We start from the raw sequence: 18,359 nt of genomic DNA on the forward strand, positions 1-18,359 counted from the left end.
AATATAATTAATAATTAGTATATATAATTAGGCATATTTATAATTGATGGGAATTGAATATGGTACAAGGTGGTGCAGCAAACTCAGCTATTTCCGAGAAGTTAATTGAAAGTGTAGTGGAATATATTATTGGAAAAGAGGATTTGTTACAAAAATTGAATAGTCTACTAATAATAGATGGCTTTAAAAAGAAAGGTGAAACTTCTGACAAATCAGATATCAGTGAATTTCTGATAAAAAGGAAAGATGTTTTTGGGAGTGTAATAGGTCTTATATTGGAGGATTTTGAGAAAAACAAAGTTGAATCAAAAGAATTTTTGGAGCAAGTAAATAAAGTAAAAGGCATGGAGAAAGAGCTTGAAACTTTAGGCAATCAACTGTTAGCTCAAGGATTGATAAGTGGAGCAGCAGTTACAACACTAACAGGTGCACTAGCAGGTACATTAGCAATAGGGGGAGTGACTGGTGCATTAATTGTTGGCGGAGCAGCATTAGTAGGGTTTGTAGCACTAGTTGCTATAGCTGCTATTGGTTATGCTATATATCAGCATAGAGGTGAGATAAAAGAAGGAGCGATGAAAGCAGGAAAAGAAGTGAAAAGTTTTGTGAAAGATGTGATCGATAAATTACCTACGATTCAACCAAGAGAGAATAATTTTGGAAAGTTAATAAGCAATTTGACAAAACAGGGTCTTAAAGCTAATGACGAAGAAAGAACAATTCTTAATAATAAAGTAAAAATAATAGAAATGCTCCGAAATGAAGAGCAGCGATCTGCTATACAAGAGTTAGTAAAGAATGGAACTATTCAAAATTTTTCAGAAGCTGATATGATCAGATTTCTGGAAAAAGGCCTCAGTACTCATGAGGAAGATATGCAGAAATTGCTAGATTTGATGAAAAATTTTCTACATGCAATTATGGACAGTGGTAATAATAAAATAGAGAAAGTGGAAAAAATAGTTGGTGATAAAGTTAAACAAATGGAGCCAAATTCTGAAGTGAAGAATCCAAGTTCTGAACGAGTTAGTGAAGAAAGGAAAGGAGTGAATTGATACATTTGAAGAGCGTTTTAATGTATCTGTCTATCTTATTTTGTCACCCTGCTAATCGGACACAAAAAATTACTTCCGCATATTTTCAATCTCATTATAATTACAAATAGAGATATTTATTGAGCTCAAAAATCTATCTCCGTCTGCAGACTTTTTTTATTAAACTCATAAAAAAAATGTAGCGTATCCTCTTCAGTGTATACTTAATTTCTGTCATATGTGCGCTGCATTTTTTTCTAATCTTTTTTACAGGGGGATTTTATGTCCAGAATTCCAGATATTTGACCTTTACTTTAGCTAATAAAAACCAACTGGTACCTGCGGTTTTTATAGCTACGTTTCTCAAACAAGTTTCAAATGAATAGATTTCTTGCATAACTGGAATTCAAAAGTTGATGTCATTCTAGCGCGTGACGCTAGAATCCAGTCCTTTTGTGCAAAAAACGTTGTAAAGTAACTTAGTTGGATCCCAGTGTCAGCTACTCTGATGACAAGACAGGTTTCAATATTTGCATGCATCTAAACAGATAAGCAATTACTATCAGAAAGAGGTAGACTATGCTACTCCTTTCTATCCGTTTTCTTGAGCAACCTGCTTTCAAGTCTAACACACATCTCAGTAATTATAATATCCAATTTTTGATCGTGTTTTTCCACAGGTAAATTTTTACAATATTGCTTCTCATAGGCTACACCTATAAATATTTTTCCAAGTGGCCGTAATTTTTTTATCATTTCATCATACCAACCACCGCCAAAACCTAACCTATTAAAATGATCATCAAAAGCAATAACAGGAGTAATGATTGTATCGGGGATTATATCTTCATCTGCTTTATTCCATTCCTCAAATTTTAATAACTTGTTTTTATTAGGGACTGCTACTTTATAATCTAAATCGAGTAAACGATGCATCAAAGGCACAACATTAATTTCTCCGTCTGTTGGAATGTACGCTGCTATTGTTTTACCTTTAACGTAGCTTAAGTTCTGATTAAAGAGATTAATAAGGGAACTTGCTGCATAACTGGAATAACTTTCATCAACATCTTTTCTTATGGTTCTATATTGCTTCCTTAGTTCCTCTTTGTGCTGTTTAGTGTCTTTGAACATGTTCTATCCATTTTGCAGTGAGCTTTTCTTGTAAACTATTTTGCTTCAAGCGCTCACTTAAAAAATCAAAGTCAACAAGCTCCATATCCTGGTCTTGATTACTGCAACTATAAACAAAACTTATTTCTCCTGTTTCCTTATTTATGTGTTGCTGAATACATTGAGCGCAGATTTCTTTCATCATGCACTGCATAGGAGAGTTAACTGATGATATTGCTATGTGTTTTGGTTTTAGATATGGCTTTAAAATTGTTTTTCTAGCTTCATTTATAGCTTTCATCATTTTATCAGAACCAATAGTGATGATTTTATCTATAGTGTTTAAACTAATAGTAATTTTACCTAACTTTCCTTGCTGATATGAGATTATTGCATCAACTATATTACCATGAAAGGATTTATCCTGTTCTCTGCTTGTTTCTATCAATCCTTCTTCACATGCCCAAATTACTGCACTTGATGCACGTTCTATCAGTGCTCGTTTAAATACATCACTTAATTTTTTATAGCCAGCGAAATATAAAACCTTATGATTGTTTTCAAGACATGCCTTCCCTATCGAAAATAACACTGCATTTCCAACTCCACCGCCAATGAGCATTATATTCTTCATAAACTTTTTATGGAGTAGAAAACCTCTCTAACTTCAATTAAACTGATAACTAACAGCTGCATTTTTACGCATATTATCCAATAACAGGTTGCTTTGTATCATAATCTTTTGTTGATACATTTCCTGTTTGATTGCTTCTATATCCATTGCATTATTTTTGATATCACATAACATCATCAACTTTGCAGTGCTATTTTCTCTTAATTCTACTATTTCATTCATATTTGTTTTACTAAATAAAATCTGTAAATCAGGATTTAAATTTCGCATTTTTATTTCAAACTCTTTTACGCTTGGCAACTTGAAATCATCTGCTAACTTGTCAAAATTTAAACAACTGACCTTTTGCTCCTTAAAACTAGAGAGTAAACTTTCTGAACCTTCAACTACAACCTGTTTCAGTTTTAAAGTACTTTTCAGCAGTGTATGATCGAGCTGTACCTTATCTATGACTTTTATAACAGAGTAACCTTCGCTTAAACTAACCGGACCTGCTACATCACTGATTTCTAATCTTTCCAAAACGTCCTTGAGAGTACCTTTTAGCTGACTTAAATTAACTGTTGCTTTGCGCATCTTTATTGAAGATTCTGGATTATTACTGGTACGTAATTTTTTTACTAAGTCTTCAGCTATCTTCTGATCGGGAATTATGAACTCCTGAAACGTAATAAGGTAATCAGACTTCTCTTTTTGCTTTCTTGCATCATCCACTTCTTGATCGCTGATATTAATAAGCGGTACAACTCCTACTTCAATAATCTTGTTCCACAGCAGCTGACACTTTATTTGTTTTTTTAGGGTATTGAGATCTATATTATGCTTTTTTACGTATTGATCAACTTCATCAGCCTTAAGTTTTAAACTTTGAGTTAAGAATAACGTGACAGCATTATTTAACTCCTCGTTACTCAATTCTATATTCATCTTCTGTGCTTCGCTGACAATGATAATTTCGTCTATTAACTGTCTTAGAATTTGAGATTTTACCTCTTTTTGATTAATCTTCTGAGTGCCAAGCAATGAATTTATGAAGTTTATACGTCTTTCGATATCTAAATTTGAAATTGGCTCACCATTTACATCTGCAACAATTTCAATCTCAGTTGCAAGTAACCTAAGCGGCAGCATTATTAATATCAAAATTAGTATTTTATGCATATAAAATTATTTAGCTAATAACTAATTCTATAATAAATACTGAATAAACGCTAGCTAACTTTTTAATAATTAAAAAAGAGGGTGAAATTACTGTAATGAATACCTAAACAATAATATACGGAAGGAGAGGGATTCGAACCCTCGATACGACTTTTCAATCGTATAACGGTTTAGCAAACCGCCGCCTTCAGCCGCTCGGCCACCCTTCCAAATTATTACTATAATATCAAGACCTTTACTGCCTGTCTAATGCTTTTAATTGCAATATTTGTATCTGTCCAGATGCATGCAAATATTGAAACCTGTCTTGTCATCAGAGTAGCTGACACTGGGATCCAACCAAGTTACTTTACAACGTTTTTTGTGCGAAAGGACTGGATCCCAGTGTCAAGCACTGGGATGACACCATTTGTTGTAAACTCACTTTTACTCTATGGTTATACTACCTTACCGCTATCCTGAACGGATACCAATATTTACCCATTAAAAACAACAACATTTTTCCGAATAACTGTAATTTAAGGCTAAATCAACGCAAACTAATTTCTACTTTTTTCAATGATTTCTTTTGCTTTTTCCACATTAGCCCATTCTCCAACTGTCACCGTTTTTCCCTTTTCTAAATCTTTATAATGAGAAAAGAAATGAGCTATTTTATCTAGTAAGTTTTTAGATAAATCAGAATAGTTTTTTATATTGTCATAATAGCTATCAACACTGGAGATAGGTACAGCTAATATTTTTTCATCCTCTCCTTTCTCGTCTTTGGTAAGTAATGCACCTACTGGACGCACTGATATCAAAACTCCAGGCGCTAAAGGAAATTGAGTTAGCACCAAAACATCCGCAGGGTCACCATCACCTGCGCAGGTATTTGGTATAAACCCATAATTGCAAGGATAAGTCATTGAGGTAGACAAAAATCTGTCAACTTGTAACAACCCAAGCTCTTTATTAAATTCATACTTTACAGGCTCAGCATTTGCACTTATTTCAATTACTACATTTATTTCATCTGGTTTTGTTGTTACTTTGCTTAAATCCATGGATTACCTCGTTATTCAAGAGAAGATATTATATAGCATACACTTTAAAAGTGCTACATTTATCATTCATAAGTAGAGATTCATGATTGAATAGGACCATTTGCAAAACTGTTAATAGTTGTATCATTGATCGTTGAATGTGGCGGTTCTTGAGGTGATTTTAGTAGTTGAAATAAAGCATATACTATTACGATAGTAAGCATTGCAGCAATTACTAGATTAGCAAAATTATCCTGTGGTAGGACACCTTTTATTGGATTAAATAATTTTTGCTCCATAAGGAAATAATCAGCAACATATAACCCAACAGACAATACAAACATACCTAAAATAAGTTTACAGACTGTGTTTTTATGATTTTTCTTGCTGATAATGAAATTTGGCCTACATTTATTCTCTTCTTGTGGCACTGAGTAGTATATATTTTTAGGGCTTGTTACTAATTGTTCAAATTCATCACTGTTTTGGTTTTTTAACAGTTGCTCCAGGGTGTTTTTTGTATTCTTAGGATATATTAATCCATCCATTTTTAATGCTCTCTCTCGTCGATCCACATCCTCATGATCGATTGTATATTCGATGGTTCCATCTCTACTTGATAGCTCGATCCTTTGTAGTGAGCTAGCTAAGAACATTATATAGCTCTCTATTAATGGATCTTCACATATCTCTGATACTTCTCTTTTTACTGTTTTGTTAGATGATGAAAGTTTTTTATAATGACTACCCAAAGAAAAGAACAATGCTATATCTTTATCTACTTTTATATTGTGAATAGAATAATAGAAATCAATAATGCATTTACTTAAGGTAAATTCTCTGTCATATTCGTTTAATGCATTTTCTTCACTTAGTAACTTTCTAACATCAATAAGCACCTTATTTTCAAAATCTTCTACTGCTTTAAATATTGATTCTCTTTTTGGATTTGCCAAAACGTTAAGTAAATCTAATTTTCTTCCATCTACTACTTCGTGTATGTCTTTACCTAACTCAGACTCCTTAATAACTTTACATATTTCATCTATGATATCTTGAGTGCTCAGATTATTACTTCCGCTTAAAATTTTATAAGCTTGAGTATAAATTAAGAACAACCCTTGTAGACTAAATTGTAAGTTAAAATATTTATCTAATGATTCCTCTTTTTTTCTAACGAATGAAGACAAACCAATATGGTTTCTATGGTCTATTTTACCAGTTAAGTTAGCATGTTGAAAAACGCCTAAAAAAATAAACAAGGCCTCTAATAAATTACCCTTACGAACAATTTTTATTAGTTCTTCAACTTCCTTAACCATTGCTAAAACCTATAATGTTCTACTTTATAGTATAAGGGATACATGGCAAAATAGCAATAAATATTATTGTACGTTTACACTCTGTATCAAAGAATTAAGCCCTTTAGTTAGGAGCATATCCAACCTCCACCTATAACTTGTTCGCCCTTATATGCTACACAGGCTTGACCTGGACTGATGCCAAAGTAATCGTCGTTTAAAATTACACAGGCTTTGTTCTTTTCGTCAGTTGAATATATTGTCGCTAAGCTTCCTGCATGTGATGACCTAAGCTTCACAGTTACTTCCATGCCTTCTTTTGGTTGTTCTAACCAATTTAACTCTTTGACCAATATCTTTTTTTGCATTAGAGCATTGATCGGGCCTACTACAACTTCATTATTTTCTGTATTAATTTTTATCACGTAAAGAGGCTCATTGTGTGCGATGCAGAGGCCTCTTCTCTGTCCCACTGTAAAATTTACTATGCCGCTGTGCTCACCTAGCACTTTTCCATGAATATCTACTATTTTACCTTTCTGCACAGATTGTGGAGCTAATTTAGCTATTGTTTTACTATAGCTTTCGGAAACAAAGCATATATCTTGACTATCCGGCTTTTCAGAAATTTGTAAGCCAAAATACTTTGCTAATTTTCTTATATCACTTTTATAGAACCCACCTAATGGAAATCGCAAAAGCTTTAACTGCTCCTCAGTAGTTGCAAACAAAAAATAACTTTGATCTTTACTTTTATCAATACTTCTGCACAACTTTACCTCACCATTTTCTTCTAATCTTCTTACGTAATGTCCTGTTACGAGCACATCCGCACCAAGATTTTTTGTAACTTGCAATAGATCGCGAAATTTTACTGTTTGGTTACACCTTACGCACGGTATGGGAGTTTCTCCACGCATATAGGTATTTGCAAAATCCTCTATTACTTCCTTTTTGAATATTTCCTCGTAGTTTAAAATATAGTGGGGAAAGCCAACACTTTCAGCCACGTATTTGGCATCATAAATATCCTGTCCAGCGCAGCATGCACCCTTTCTCGCATTACCATCACTGCCATAGAGCTGAAGAGTCACACCTATCACTTCGTACCCAAGGTTATACAGCAGTGCTGCAGCAACGGAGCTATCAACTCCCCCGGACATTGCAACAATAGCCTTAGTTTGATGCGGAGCTTTATCTTTTAATAAAGGTTCAATTTCAAATTCTTTTAGCATATAATTTATAAACACAAACCTGTGTCAAGCACTGGAATCCAGTTTCTATTACACAATTTCATCGAAACAGCATACTTATTTGTAGTCAAGTTCCAGTGTCAAGCGCTGGGATGACACCCCTTCCTGCTGGAAGTTGCCTTTAAATTACTTGGTGCGTGACACTGGGATCTCATTTATATTACATAATTCCATCAAAACAATTCGATCTTCAAAAACAATTTAATCTTGCTTGAATAAAACATGGCCAAAATAGTCCATGTTTTCAAGTACTTTTCCGCTACCCAGGGCAACACAACAAAGTGGATCATCTGCAACACGAACTGGTAATTTTGTTGTTTCACTAATAACTTTACTCAAGTTGCGCAATAACCCACCTCCACCAGATAAAATTATTCCTCTATCAACTATATCAGAAGAAAGTTCGGGTGGAGTACTCTCCAGTGCAGTTCTAATAGCAGAAATTATCTGATGTACAGGCTCTATTAGGCTCTCTGCAACTTGATATTCTGATAAAAGCATTTCTTTTGGCATACCACTCACTAAATCCCTGCCTTTAATTATCATTCCCTCTTTGTTGTTTTCAACTGGCAGACTGGCTGAACCGACGTTTTTCTTAATTTTTTCAGCAGTTGTTTCGCCAATCAATAACTTATGATTTTCACGAATGTATGACTTTATTGCCTCATCCATAATATCACCACCTACTCTGGCAGAACGTGAATAAACAATTCCACCTAAAGAAATAATTGCAACTTCAGTTGTACCACCTCCTATGTCAACAATCATAGAACCTTCAGGTTCGGTAACTGGAAGTCCAGCCCCAATTGCTGCAGCCATTGGTTCTTCAATTAAGAATACTTCATTTGCACCAGCACTTTCTGCTGCATCTTGTATAGCACGCCTTTCAACTGGGGTAGATCCAGATGGAACACATATGATAATACTAGGCTTATTAACAGTGAATCTTGTGTTTGCGCTGCGTATGAAATATTTTAACATTTCTTCCGCGCTTTTAAAATCAGCAATAACTCCGTCTTTCAAGGGCCTTATCGCTTCTATTTCTCCAGGTGTTTTTCCGAGCATCATCTTAGCTTTTTTGCCAAAAGCATAAGGAACGTAACTTCCTTTTTCTTTTACTCTTGCTACAACTGAGGGTTCATCAAGCACTATCCCCTGATTTTTCTGATAAACTAAAGTATTTGCAGTACCAAGATCTATAGCAATATCGCTAGCAAATAAACCTTTGAAAGTAAAAAAATTTCTGATTAAATTCTGAATAAAACTCATACACAACTCAAGAAAACCATTTATTGAGACAAATTATACTTTTCAGATAAGTAACTAGTGTAGCACTCAATATCTAAATCCCTACCTGTTACCTTTTTTAGCTGTTCCAAAAAGCCATAATTTGCACTATATACATTTTTAGAGAACCAATCGATAAGTAAACTGAAATCTCCTTTTACTATAGAATCTAAAAATTCGTAATGATTTTTCTTAATGAAAGAAAAAAACTGCACAGCAGCGATTAACGCTATGACTTTAATAGGAAAGTAGCCTATAACACCACTTATCCAATACTCATCTTGAAAATAAGTGTCTAGCTCATTTTTAGCTTTTACTGAAATCTTGTAATGCTTCATACCTTCCAGCCATTTATCGTGTAGATCTTTAACTTCTAACGTACCATTTATTAGATCTTGTTCTAATTTAGTTCTTAGCATAATGTGAGCCAATAAACTAAATTCATCCGCATTCTTCAAAAAAGATGAAAGATTTACTTTATTGAAAATCAAATACAAATTTTCAACACTACTATTAATTTTGCCTTTTGTAGAAAGTTTCTCCTTTATGTGTGGTTGAATGAACTCAATAAATTCTCTCGATGTTCCAATGATCTTTTCCATGAATAACCCTTGAGTTTCATACATAATATGTTTTGTAATTGAGCTCTTTATAGAATTTTGCGCTAAACATTTTTGATGAATTGCATAACCAGTATGCCGTAAAAGTAAAAATAAACCATAACAAAGGTCAGATTCATCATAATCGATAGAATCGTAATAAGAAATGGAAATCTCATTTGGTGTAACACTCATTTGCTGTAAGAATAAGGAACCAAGTTCAATCTGTCTCTGAACCGTAACTTTTTGTATATTAGTAACCTTATCCTTCTTCTGCTTTTGAGTTACTTTCTCTACATTTTCACTAAAAAATTTACCTAGCTTAGGAAATATTTCCTTTATGTTCTTTTCTGTGATATTAGAGTCATAGTCAGCAAGCAATGACTCATAGTTTGAGCGCTTTAATTGCTGCGATTTTATAGAAGCTGCTTCACGAGTAAGCTTAATTAGGTTAGTAAAGCATTCTTTCAGCTTTTCTAAGTTACTAATTTCAGAATTAGTTAGCCTCCATAAGTTTTGGCATTCAATCTTAGCTTTGGACAAAGATTTTACTAAATCAACAGGAATAGCACTGCTGCTTTTGTGTATCCCCTCTATTAACTTTAGCTGCTGAATATTAGCACTCTTTTTATTCCTAAGAGCATTCGCTAATGATTCCTTTATTGCATCATGAGAGATAATTTCATGTCTGATTTCCTCTAGAAGACACATTTGTTCAACTTTGTCCTCTACATTCAATTGGCTTTTGCTTAGTAGTTTTAGTGTGTTTTCGATATTCCTTACCTTATGTAATACTTCCTCTAAAAACTTATAAGATCTCATTTTTATTCATTGCTTTGAAACATCTGCTTAATATCGTAATAGATTAATAATAAAGTTAAAAGTATATTTGCTTAAAGTACAATAAAAAATTGTATTTTTATTCTTTTTTTGTACTTCATTGCTAAGAATTGAGCATCTTATCAGAAAATTAATTATAAGATTGTAAAGAAAACATTTAGTATTTTATTTCCCTTGACTCTATTCTAGTATAGAGGGATTATTAGTACTAAAATTAAAATTACGCACTATATTTTAAATTTATGGAGGTTTAGTGATGTGGAGTAGACTGATTATAATGTGTTGTTTTTGTTTACTGCTTACTGGTGTAAGTTCTTGCCCTAAAAAAGGAGTAAATACGACAAATAAAATGAATGCTGTTGTTAAGCAGATAGGTGATAAAAGAGTTTTCTTTGGTTATGATGAATCTAGTATCAGTGAAGTGAGTGCAGATGCATTACTTGACGTGATGGAAGTGTTACAAAATAATCCTGACGCAAAGGTCACTTTAACTGGTCATACTGACAATCGTGGTTCTCACGAGTATAATCTTGCACTAGGAGCTAGAAGAGCAGATGCAGCTAAAAAATTTATGGTCAGCTGTACACCTTATCTAGAAAATAGAATAAAAACTGCTTCTAAAGGTGAAACTGAGCCTTTGGTTAATGTAAAAGATGATTCTAGAAATTCTAAATATGAAAAAGAGCATGCTAAAAATCGTAGAGTGGAATTTTCATTTTCTGGAATAAAGAAGTAGTTTCTTGCATTAAAACCTGGATCCCAGTGTCAAGCACTGGGATGACAAAAGAGAGCAATTCCGCTGCTTGTTAGCGGGATCTATATATACCACAAATAAGTCGCTGTATGACGTAGAGACTATCTGGCCATCAAGAAACATAATGAAATTAGAGTTATTATTTCAAAATATAGCTAATAGTTTTGCTTTCCATAACCAAATCGCAGTTGCAGTATCAGGTGGTGTAGATAGTATAGTCTTACTGCATTTAATGACTAACTGGGCAAAAAAAAACAAGCTTTCACTTCCTATAGCATTAACAGTAAATCATGGGTTACGTTCAGAGTCTCAAAAAGAAGCTGATTTTATTATAAGTTATGCAAAAGAACTTGGAGCAAAGGAATCGTTCATATTAAATTGGGAGAAGCAAAATATTAAAGGTAATATTCAGTTACAGGCACGAAAAGCACGATATAAGTTACTAGCAGAGTGGTGTAAAAACAATAATGTTAAATGTTTGCTCGTTGCTCATCACAAAGATGATCAAGCAGAAACGTTCTTATTAAGATTGGAGCGAGGTAGTGGAGTAGATGGATTATCATCAATGGATTACAAATCTTTCTTAAATGGTATTTATATATTTAGGCCGTTGTTAAATTTTAGTCGTAGTGAAATAGAAAGGTATGCTAAGCTTCATCAGTTAAGATGGATCGAAGATAGAAGCAATTATGACTTAAAATACAGACGAACTTTATACCGTAACTTACTTAAAGCAAGTGATAATCAAGATGTTCTAACAGAGCGAATATGCCTTACAGCACTTCATATGAAAAGAGCTGCAAAAGCGTTGATGCACTACACACGCCTTGCATTTGATGATTGTGTTAATGTTCATGATTTTGGTTATATTGAAATTAAACTAAGTGAATTTTATCAATTGCCAGAGGAAATAGCCTTGAGGCTTCTTCTTTACTCTATAATGGCAATTGCCAGCAAACATTATAAACCAAGGTACAACAGCCTTATCGTAATATTTAATAAAATATTGCAAAAGGGTAGTAATGTTAACTGTACACTTTCTGGGTGCAAAATAAGAAAATATGGAGAAAATATCTTAATAATTAGAGAATCGTCAAAGATACAAGAAATTACTGTACACTTACCATTAAATGGTTCTATTGAATGGGATAACAGGTTTAGCTGCACAATATTTGGAGATCAGGAGTGTTCAGTAACTATTGCTCCACTAAAGAAAACACAAAAAATCCCTGAATTTCTAAAAAATTATGATTATTGCTCTGAAGTTTACTATTCTTTGCCTACAGTACAAAAAGATGGAAAGATGCTTGCTTATCCTGATGTAAATTATAACGGAAAAAATACCGATGATGATAAGGTTCGATTCATTATTAATAGCACGATAAAACAAAATTTGGTAAGCTTGATTAGTATTTAATTAGAAATGTAAATGAAAAAATTTTTAGAAGGCTTATTGATCTGGTTAGTGATTATTGTTCTTATTTCAGTTGCTTATATTCAATTTAGCGGAAGTATAGGTAAGAGTAAAACAACCATACCTTTTTCAGAATTTTTAACTAGACTAGAAGATAATGATATAGAAAATATTACAATAAGAAACCAAAGCATCGAAGGGAAGTTTAGGGATGGGTCAGCCTTTAACTCAAGTGGTGTTATATATAGTGACTTAATAAAAAGTTTGCATGATAGGAAAGTGAAGTTCTCCTTTTCAATTGGAGACTCTGCAATAGGTATAATTGGTGGATTACTTATTCAATGGGTTCCGACGCTTATCTTTATCGGTTTATTACTTTTCCTTTTTAAACAAACGCAAGCAGGAGGTAATAGAACTATAAGCTTTGGCAAATCAAAAGCTAGGCTTATGACTACTGGAAAAAAAGTGACATTTGATGATGTTGCTGGGATTGATGAAGCAAAAGAAGAGTTGGTTGAAATTGTTGATTTTCTTAAACAAAGGCAAAAATTTCAAGTGTTAGGTGGGAAGATACCAAAAGGATGTCTTTTAATTGGTTCCCCTGGAACTGGTAAAACTCTACTTGCTCGTGCAATTGCAGGTGAAGCTAATGTACCGTTTTTTAGTATTTCTGGATCTGATTTCGTTGAAATGTTTGTCGGTGTTGGTGCAAGCCGTGTCCGGGATATGTTTGATCAAGGCAAGAAAAATGCTCCTTGTATAATTTTCATAGACGAAATAGATGCAGTAGGTAGGCATCGCGGCATTGGTCTTGGTGGCGGTAACGACGAAAGGGAACAAACATTAAACCAGTTACTGGTTGAGATGGATGGTTTCGAGTCTAATGAAGGTGTGATAATAGTTGCTGCAACTAACCGTCCAGACGTCCTAGATCCAGCACTACTTAGACCTGGTCGTTTTGACCGACAGATTACTATTTCTTTACCTGATATAAATGGGCGTGAGAGAATATTAAATACGCATATAAAGAAAATATCGATAGCACCAGATGTAAACGTAAAAACAGTTGCGAGGGGAACGCCAGGTTTTTCAGGGGCTGATCTAGCAAATTTAGTGAATGAGTCTGCGCTTATTGCTGCAAGAAGAAATAAGAAAATTGTTACCATGGATGATTTTGAGTATGCACGTGATAAAGTGATGATGGGCATGGAAAGAAGGTCCTTAGTCATTACAGAAGAAGAAAAAAAGCTTACTGCTTACCATGAAGCTGGTCATGCAGTAGTTGCAGTTAATATGCCTGCTTCTGATCCTATACACAAAGCAACAATTATTCCACGTGGTAGAGCACTCGGTTTAGTTATGAGACTACCAGAAACAGATAGAGTGTCCCTCACAAGAGAAAAGATGCTAGCAGATATAACTGTTGCAATGGGTGGACGTGTGGCAGAAGAGCTAATTTTTGGCTATGATAAAGTCACAAGCGGCGCATCTTCAGATATAAAACTAGCATCAGATTTATCACGTGCTATGGTGACAAAATGGGGAATGAGTGACAAAATAGGGCCAATATATCACAATCGTGAACAAATCACACATGATTCTGAGACAATTTCTGAAGATACGTTAAGACTTATAGATGAGGAAATAAAGAAAGTTGTATTTTCTTGCTATGAAAAAGCAAAAGACATTTTAACCAAGCGTAGGAAAGACTTGGAGCTCATTGCTGAAAATCTACTGGAGTTTGAAACTTTAACAGGAGATGAAATAAGAGACATATTAAGTGGAAAAAAAATTGTTAGAAATGAAAATGAAGGTAAGGAAGAGGTAAGGAGATCCTCTCTCTAATCAGATCTGGCTTTATTTAACCGCTAAAACAAAAATTTTTAATTAATTAGCTTAAGTTATAAGATCATAGTTAAGCCGATGTATTTTATAAATGGACTTTTTTGAACATTCTTCCAATTTTTTTCTAAATAACTTTTTGCCTATTTAAATAAGTATGTTCAGTATTAGAGCTTTCCAGACCGCTACTAGGAGAAAGATTAGGTTCTTGACCTTTAAACATCTCTATTAGCTTTAATACAGGAGCAGTTCCTGCTACAATAGCTCCTATAACAGCAGTAGCACCCATGATGAGAAGAATCGGTTCTGCAGTGGTGATTACACAAAGCTCAATACATAAACCAGCAATGACCATACCAACCATTATACCAATGAAAGCACCTACAATTATGGATGAAACTACACCAATTAATTCTCCTATTTTTGAACTAAGTGGTACTTCTCTTTCACGTCTAATACGCCTAATATAGCGTGACCTCATTTGTCCTCTCATTATTACATTTTCATCCCTGTTTCCAAAGAGATTCAATGACGCTTCTCTTTCTCTAATAAAATTTGGCCGCATTTGTTGTTCTCTTGCCCTTCTTCGCTCTCTCATTATTATGTTTTCCTCAAAGAGGTTTAGTGGTACTTCTCTCTCACCTCTAATTCTAACATGATTTAGCTGTGCTTGTTCTACTAATAACCTTATTGTACTTTTTATTTCATTTAGCGGTGCTCTTCCTCCAATATCCTTAATTGCCTTCTCAAATTTTAATAGCGACTTGTTATTTAGTCTGACATTATTCTGAGAATCACAAACAATAACCCAATCTAAAATTGGCTTTTTTTGACCACCATACTCTATATAATCATTAATGTGTTCCTTTAGTTTTTTAATTATCTCTACTGCTCTTGTTTCCATAGCTTCTATGGCGCTATCTTCACTTTCTATGAGTATATTGAAAACAATTCCTAATAACTCCTGTTGTAAATCCTTTCCTTCTTTAATATTCATAATTAGCCTCAACTTTTATATGCTATTTTGCCAAAATAATTTTACCAAATAAGTAATATATATACAATAATTCTCGTTTAAAAATTTTTTTACATTGGCTTATCTCAGTTATGTTTTAGGATGTAAAAGCTTCTTACTTTAATAATTTATTAAAGTAAACCATATATGGATTGCTATTTAGGAGCAGCTGTTGTACTTTAATCAGAAAGTACAGTAATGTAAGAAGGAGGTACTTTATGTCTTTAAAAAATGAAATTTCTGAATTGATAGAGCAACAGCTTGGCATTAAATATCATGACAATTGCTTAGCTTACACTATCCATAATTCGGCTGCAGGTGAAATATCCGATTCTATTGCTCTTTGCATAGTTGGCTGTGGCGATTGTGAGATTAAGTATCAAGGTATTGCTAATTCATTTAACATAACGAAAGAAGAAATTAACCAAAGTAATATAGAAAGCATAAAAAATAAGATAGAAAGTGAAGCTAGAAAAGAAGGTAGTGAATTTTCCGAGTTGATTTCTAGAATGGATCAATCGCTGAAAGAACAAAGTGAAAAGTCTATTATACAGATTTTAAATTCATCTGCTGAAGAGATGTTAAGGAGTTTTTGTGGTAGTTCTATACAGAGAACAGATGATAAAGAAGTTAGTCTGTCCTCTGCTTCACATGAAGAGCCTGCTACAGAAGATTCGGAAACTACTATTAATTCTGATCTTTTATCAATTTAACCAGCTCCTCATATAAATTTTTTCTGTACCCAAGCTATATGTTTGTGAGAGGATAGTAAGCACTACATTTTTCTATTTCCATTATAACAGATTCGTCTATTTTCATGATGATCTTACTATTTGTACTCTGTCTAGGACTAAGCAATAGAAATAGTAGGATAACAGTAGTCAACCAAGATTCCAGCATCACGTACTAGGATGATATAAGTATCATAATTTACGATTAGATTGACATAGGGTAAAGAGTAAATTAAAAATTAAATAGATCTTTTAATGCAGAATAAATGCCTATAGAAATATTGATGCCCGCTCTTTCCCCAACAATGAGTAAAACTGGAGGGAAAATTGTAAAGTGGTGTAAAAAAGAACAAGATAAAGTTGAAATAGGTGATGTAATCGCTGAAATTGAGACTGATAAAGCCATAATGGAGTTTGAATCTGTCGATGAAGGAGTTTTGGCAAAAATTTTAGTGTCGGAAGGAACAAGTGGCGTGCCTGTAAATCAACTGATAGCTCTAATGTTAGAGGAAGGGGAAGATAAAAGCGCACTTGATTTAGCTTCTGCCATCAATACCAAGGTTGAGAAGGAGGTTGAAGCCGATTTTTCAGTATCATCCAACCCTTCGATTTCATCTAGCTCTTCAATGTCATCCCAGTGCGTGACACTGGGATCTAAAAAAGAGGATAGAGCAACAGAAAATAGAATAAAAGTAAGCCCCTTAGCTAAAAAAATAGCTCAAAATGAAGGTGTTGATATAAAGCGATTAAAAGGTACAGGTCCATATGGTCGTATCATCAAAGCTGATGTATTAGAATTTTTAGATCAAACTAAAAGCTATGAGAGATTTGAGGAAAATACAACAGTTGAAGTAAGTAATATGCGCCAAGTGATAGCGCAGCGCCTAGTTGAATCTAAGCAAAATATTCCACACTTTTATTTAACTGTAGACTGCCACGTTGATAAGCTAATATCGCTCAAAAATGAGGTTAATTCAGCAAATGAGAACAATAAAGTAACAATTAATGACTTAATTATAAAAGCTGTGGCTTTCAGCATGAAAAAATTTCCTGACATAAACTCATCGTGGATAGATACTAAGATAGTAAAATATTCAAATATAGATATCTCAATTGCTGTAGCGCTTGAGGATGGACTTATTACTCCTATAGTAAAAAATGCTGATGAAAAAAGTGTTTTATCTATATCAAAAGAAGTGAAAGATTTAGTAAATAGAGCACGATCTGGAAAATTAAGGCCTGAAGAATTTCAAGGAGGAGGGTTTACCATTTCTAATTTAGGCATGTTTGGTATAAAAACTTTCAGTGCTATAATCAATCCACCACAGTCTTGCATTATGGCTGTCGGCGCATCTAAAAAACAACCAGTTGTCATAAGTGAAAAAATAGAGATAGCAGAGGTAATGACAGTTACTCTCTCTGTTGACCACAGAGCAGTTGATGGAGCACTCGGAGCAAAATTTTTAAATGCCTTTAAGTACTATATAGAAAACCCTACAGTGATGCTTCTGTAGCCTTATTAGCATAAAATTAATACCTCTTAGTTTATACTTTTGTTAGTTAATAGGTTTAGAGGTAAAATATGACTGATAAAAAGATAGAAAAACGTAGTATATCTTTTGATGCTACAAAATCAAAATTTTCAAACGATAGGTTTCAAATAGATTCCTCATCTAATGAGTCAATAGATACCATTGGTAAAAAATTTAAGTATGAAGTGAAACTTCCAGGTGTTATTCACACTACAACAAGAAAAAATAATGTTGGAAGCGGATTAAATGAGTTAGATCTAAGAAAGAAAAATGAAAACTCTTTCAAGACACCAATAAAGAATATTGAAGAATCAGATAGTAAGAGAAACCAAAGTCATTTGCTGTTTCAGGAGGACTCATTTCCAGAACTACCAGCATGTGCATATAAGCCAGCACTGCTGCCAAAACCATCAAAAGAAAAAATAAAGGAAGCTGTAGATAAAATGCGCAATAATAGAAAAGCTCATAATTCTGCAAGTGTTGAAAATGGTGTTAGTTCAGACAGGTTCAAAGTGCGCCCGTTCTTATGTAGTGATATAGATGGATATGTAGCTCCTGACAAACGTGACCGTAATCTAGAAAGGTGTAGGGTTACACATGATAGCAGTAAGCTTGAAGCACAAATGGAAAGAAAGCATGGGTTTCAATCAGATCCAAGTGTTAAGCATGTAAAGGCTGATACTGTAGTATGTTCTATTACTAAAGGTCATGACAAAAAAGGCGTTAAATCTGATGTCTCATATACACAAGAGCCTACATCAGAAATGTCTAAGGTTAATGTGAGAGAATTAGCAAATAGGTTCCGTGGCTAATCATTATTGGAT

Annotated in this window: 17 protein-coding genes and 1 tRNA gene; 8 read left to right on the forward strand and 10 right to left on the reverse strand. The window is 33.7% G+C overall.

Translation table 11 applies throughout. From position 1 onward, the window contains the following. Window positions 1-59 precede the first annotated feature (59 nt). Complete coding sequence (locus tag AB3210_RS00180) at window positions 60-1,055, forward strand: glycine zipper family protein (RefSeq protein ID WP_230609282.1); 996 nt, start codon at window positions 60-62, stop codon at window positions 1,053-1,055. A 561-nt stretch (window positions 1,056-1,616) separates the two neighbouring features. Here AB3210_RS00180 and AB3210_RS00185 read toward each other — a convergent pair. The 4 genes from AB3210_RS00185 to AB3210_RS00200 form a co-directional block, all read right to left on the reverse strand. Continuing rightward, entirely contained in the window at window positions 1,617-2,168 is a 552-nt protein-coding gene (locus AB3210_RS00185) for a 5-formyltetrahydrofolate cyclo-ligase (RefSeq protein ID WP_019236783.1), read from the reverse strand. Next, a complete protein-coding gene (locus AB3210_RS00190; protein WP_019236782.1) occupies window positions 2,152-2,781 on the reverse strand; it encodes a hypothetical protein in 630 nt (209 codons plus the stop codon). The genes AB3210_RS00185 and AB3210_RS00190 overlap by 17 nt, the downstream gene beginning before the upstream one ends. Window positions 2,782-2,814: 33 nt before the next feature. Next, the gene (locus tag AB3210_RS00195; RefSeq protein WP_052264888.1) at window positions 2,815-3,942 is read right to left on the reverse strand and encodes a SurA N-terminal domain-containing protein; all 1,128 of its coding nucleotides are present in this window, start codon (window positions 3,940-3,942) and stop codon (window positions 2,815-2,817) included. A gap of 118 nt (window positions 3,943-4,060) precedes the next feature. Further along, window positions 4,061-4,151: transfer RNA gene (locus tag AB3210_RS00200), tRNA-Ser, on the reverse strand. A 73-nt stretch (window positions 4,152-4,224) separates the two neighbouring features. On the opposite strand from AB3210_RS00200, the gene AB3210_RS00205 reads away from it, so the two are divergent. Beyond that, window positions 4,225-4,404 (forward strand): hypothetical protein, encoded by a 180-nt coding sequence (locus tag AB3210_RS00205; protein ID WP_143696995.1) that lies wholly within the window; start codon window positions 4,225-4,227, stop codon window positions 4,402-4,404. Window positions 4,405-4,481: 77 nt separating this feature from the next. Here AB3210_RS00205 and ppa read toward each other — a convergent pair whose 3' ends face one another. The 5 genes from ppa to AB3210_RS00230 form a co-directional block, all read right to left on the reverse strand. Further along, complete coding sequence (gene ppa / locus AB3210_RS00210; RefSeq protein ID WP_019236780.1) at window positions 4,482-4,988, reverse strand: inorganic diphosphatase; 507 nt, start codon at window positions 4,986-4,988, stop codon at window positions 4,482-4,484. An 80-nt stretch (window positions 4,989-5,068) separates the two neighbouring features. Further along, window positions 5,069-6,289, reverse strand: coding sequence for a hypothetical protein (locus tag AB3210_RS00215; protein WP_230608969.1), 1,221 nt, complete (start codon window positions 6,287-6,289; stop codon window positions 5,069-5,071). A 107-nt stretch (window positions 6,290-6,396) separates the two neighbouring features. Continuing rightward, window positions 6,397-7,503: a tRNA 2-thiouridine(34) synthase MnmA gene (gene mnmA / locus AB3210_RS00220; RefSeq protein ID WP_019236778.1), complete on the reverse strand. Its 1,107-nt coding sequence runs from the start codon at window positions 7,501-7,503 to the stop codon at window positions 6,397-6,399. A 219-nt stretch (window positions 7,504-7,722) separates the two neighbouring features. Then, complete coding sequence (locus AB3210_RS00225) at window positions 7,723-8,790, reverse strand: rod shape-determining protein (protein WP_052264689.1); 1,068 nt, start codon at window positions 8,788-8,790, stop codon at window positions 7,723-7,725. A 20-nt stretch (window positions 8,791-8,810) separates the two neighbouring features. Further along, window positions 8,811-10,229: a carboxypeptidase gene (locus AB3210_RS00230; RefSeq protein ID WP_007302209.1), complete on the reverse strand. Its 1,419-nt coding sequence runs from the start codon at window positions 10,227-10,229 to the stop codon at window positions 8,811-8,813. Between the two features lie 274 nt (window positions 10,230-10,503). On the opposite strand from AB3210_RS00230, the gene AB3210_RS00235 reads away from it, so the two are divergent. The 3 genes from AB3210_RS00235 to ftsH all read left to right on the forward strand — a co-directional run bounded on the left by AB3210_RS00235 (window position 10,504) and on the right by ftsH (window position 14,260). Then, the gene (locus AB3210_RS00235) at window positions 10,504-10,983 is read left to right on the forward strand and encodes an OmpA family protein (RefSeq protein WP_007302208.1); all 480 of its coding nucleotides are present in this window, start codon (window positions 10,504-10,506) and stop codon (window positions 10,981-10,983) included. Window positions 10,984-11,125: 142 nt separating this feature from the next. Further along, on the forward strand, window positions 11,126-12,418 hold the full coding sequence (gene tilS, locus AB3210_RS00240; protein ID WP_007302207.1) for a tRNA lysidine(34) synthetase TilS: 1,293 nt from the start codon (window positions 11,126-11,128) through the stop codon (window positions 12,416-12,418). A gap of 12 nt (window positions 12,419-12,430) precedes the next feature. Further along, the gene (gene ftsH, locus AB3210_RS00245; protein WP_007302206.1) at window positions 12,431-14,260 is read left to right on the forward strand and encodes an ATP-dependent zinc metalloprotease FtsH; all 1,830 of its coding nucleotides are present in this window, start codon (window positions 12,431-12,433) and stop codon (window positions 14,258-14,260) included. 124 nt (window positions 14,261-14,384) lie between these two features. Here the strand turns inward: ftsH and AB3210_RS00250 are convergent, their stop codons facing one another. Then, window positions 14,385-15,254 carry a hypothetical protein gene (locus AB3210_RS00250; protein ID WP_367363641.1) on the reverse strand — a complete coding sequence of 290 codons (870 nt, stop codon included), beginning with the start codon at window positions 15,252-15,254 and terminating at the stop codon, window positions 14,385-14,387. A gap of 236 nt (window positions 15,255-15,490) precedes the next feature. Here AB3210_RS00250 and AB3210_RS00255 point away from each other — a divergent pair, with 236 nt between their 5' ends. From AB3210_RS00255 to AB3210_RS00265, 3 genes are all read left to right on the forward strand, one after another. Further along, entirely contained in the window at window positions 15,491-15,985 is a 495-nt protein-coding gene (locus AB3210_RS00255; protein WP_019236773.1) for a hypothetical protein, read from the forward strand. A gap of 284 nt (window positions 15,986-16,269) precedes the next feature. Beyond that, on the forward strand, window positions 16,270-17,517 hold the full coding sequence (locus AB3210_RS00260) for a pyruvate dehydrogenase complex dihydrolipoamide acetyltransferase (RefSeq protein WP_019236772.1): 1,248 nt from the start codon (window positions 16,270-16,272) through the stop codon (window positions 17,515-17,517). A 68-nt stretch (window positions 17,518-17,585) separates the two neighbouring features. Further along, on the forward strand, window positions 17,586-18,347 hold the full coding sequence (locus AB3210_RS00265) for a hypothetical protein (protein WP_019236771.1): 762 nt from the start codon (window positions 17,586-17,588) through the stop codon (window positions 18,345-18,347). The last annotated feature ends 12 nt before the right edge of the window (window positions 18,348-18,359 follow it).

This window comes from Wolbachia endosymbiont (group B) of Scrobipalpa ocellatella (assembly GCF_964188425.1).
Taxonomy (GTDB): domain Bacteria; phylum Pseudomonadota; class Alphaproteobacteria; order Rickettsiales; family Anaplasmataceae; genus Wolbachia.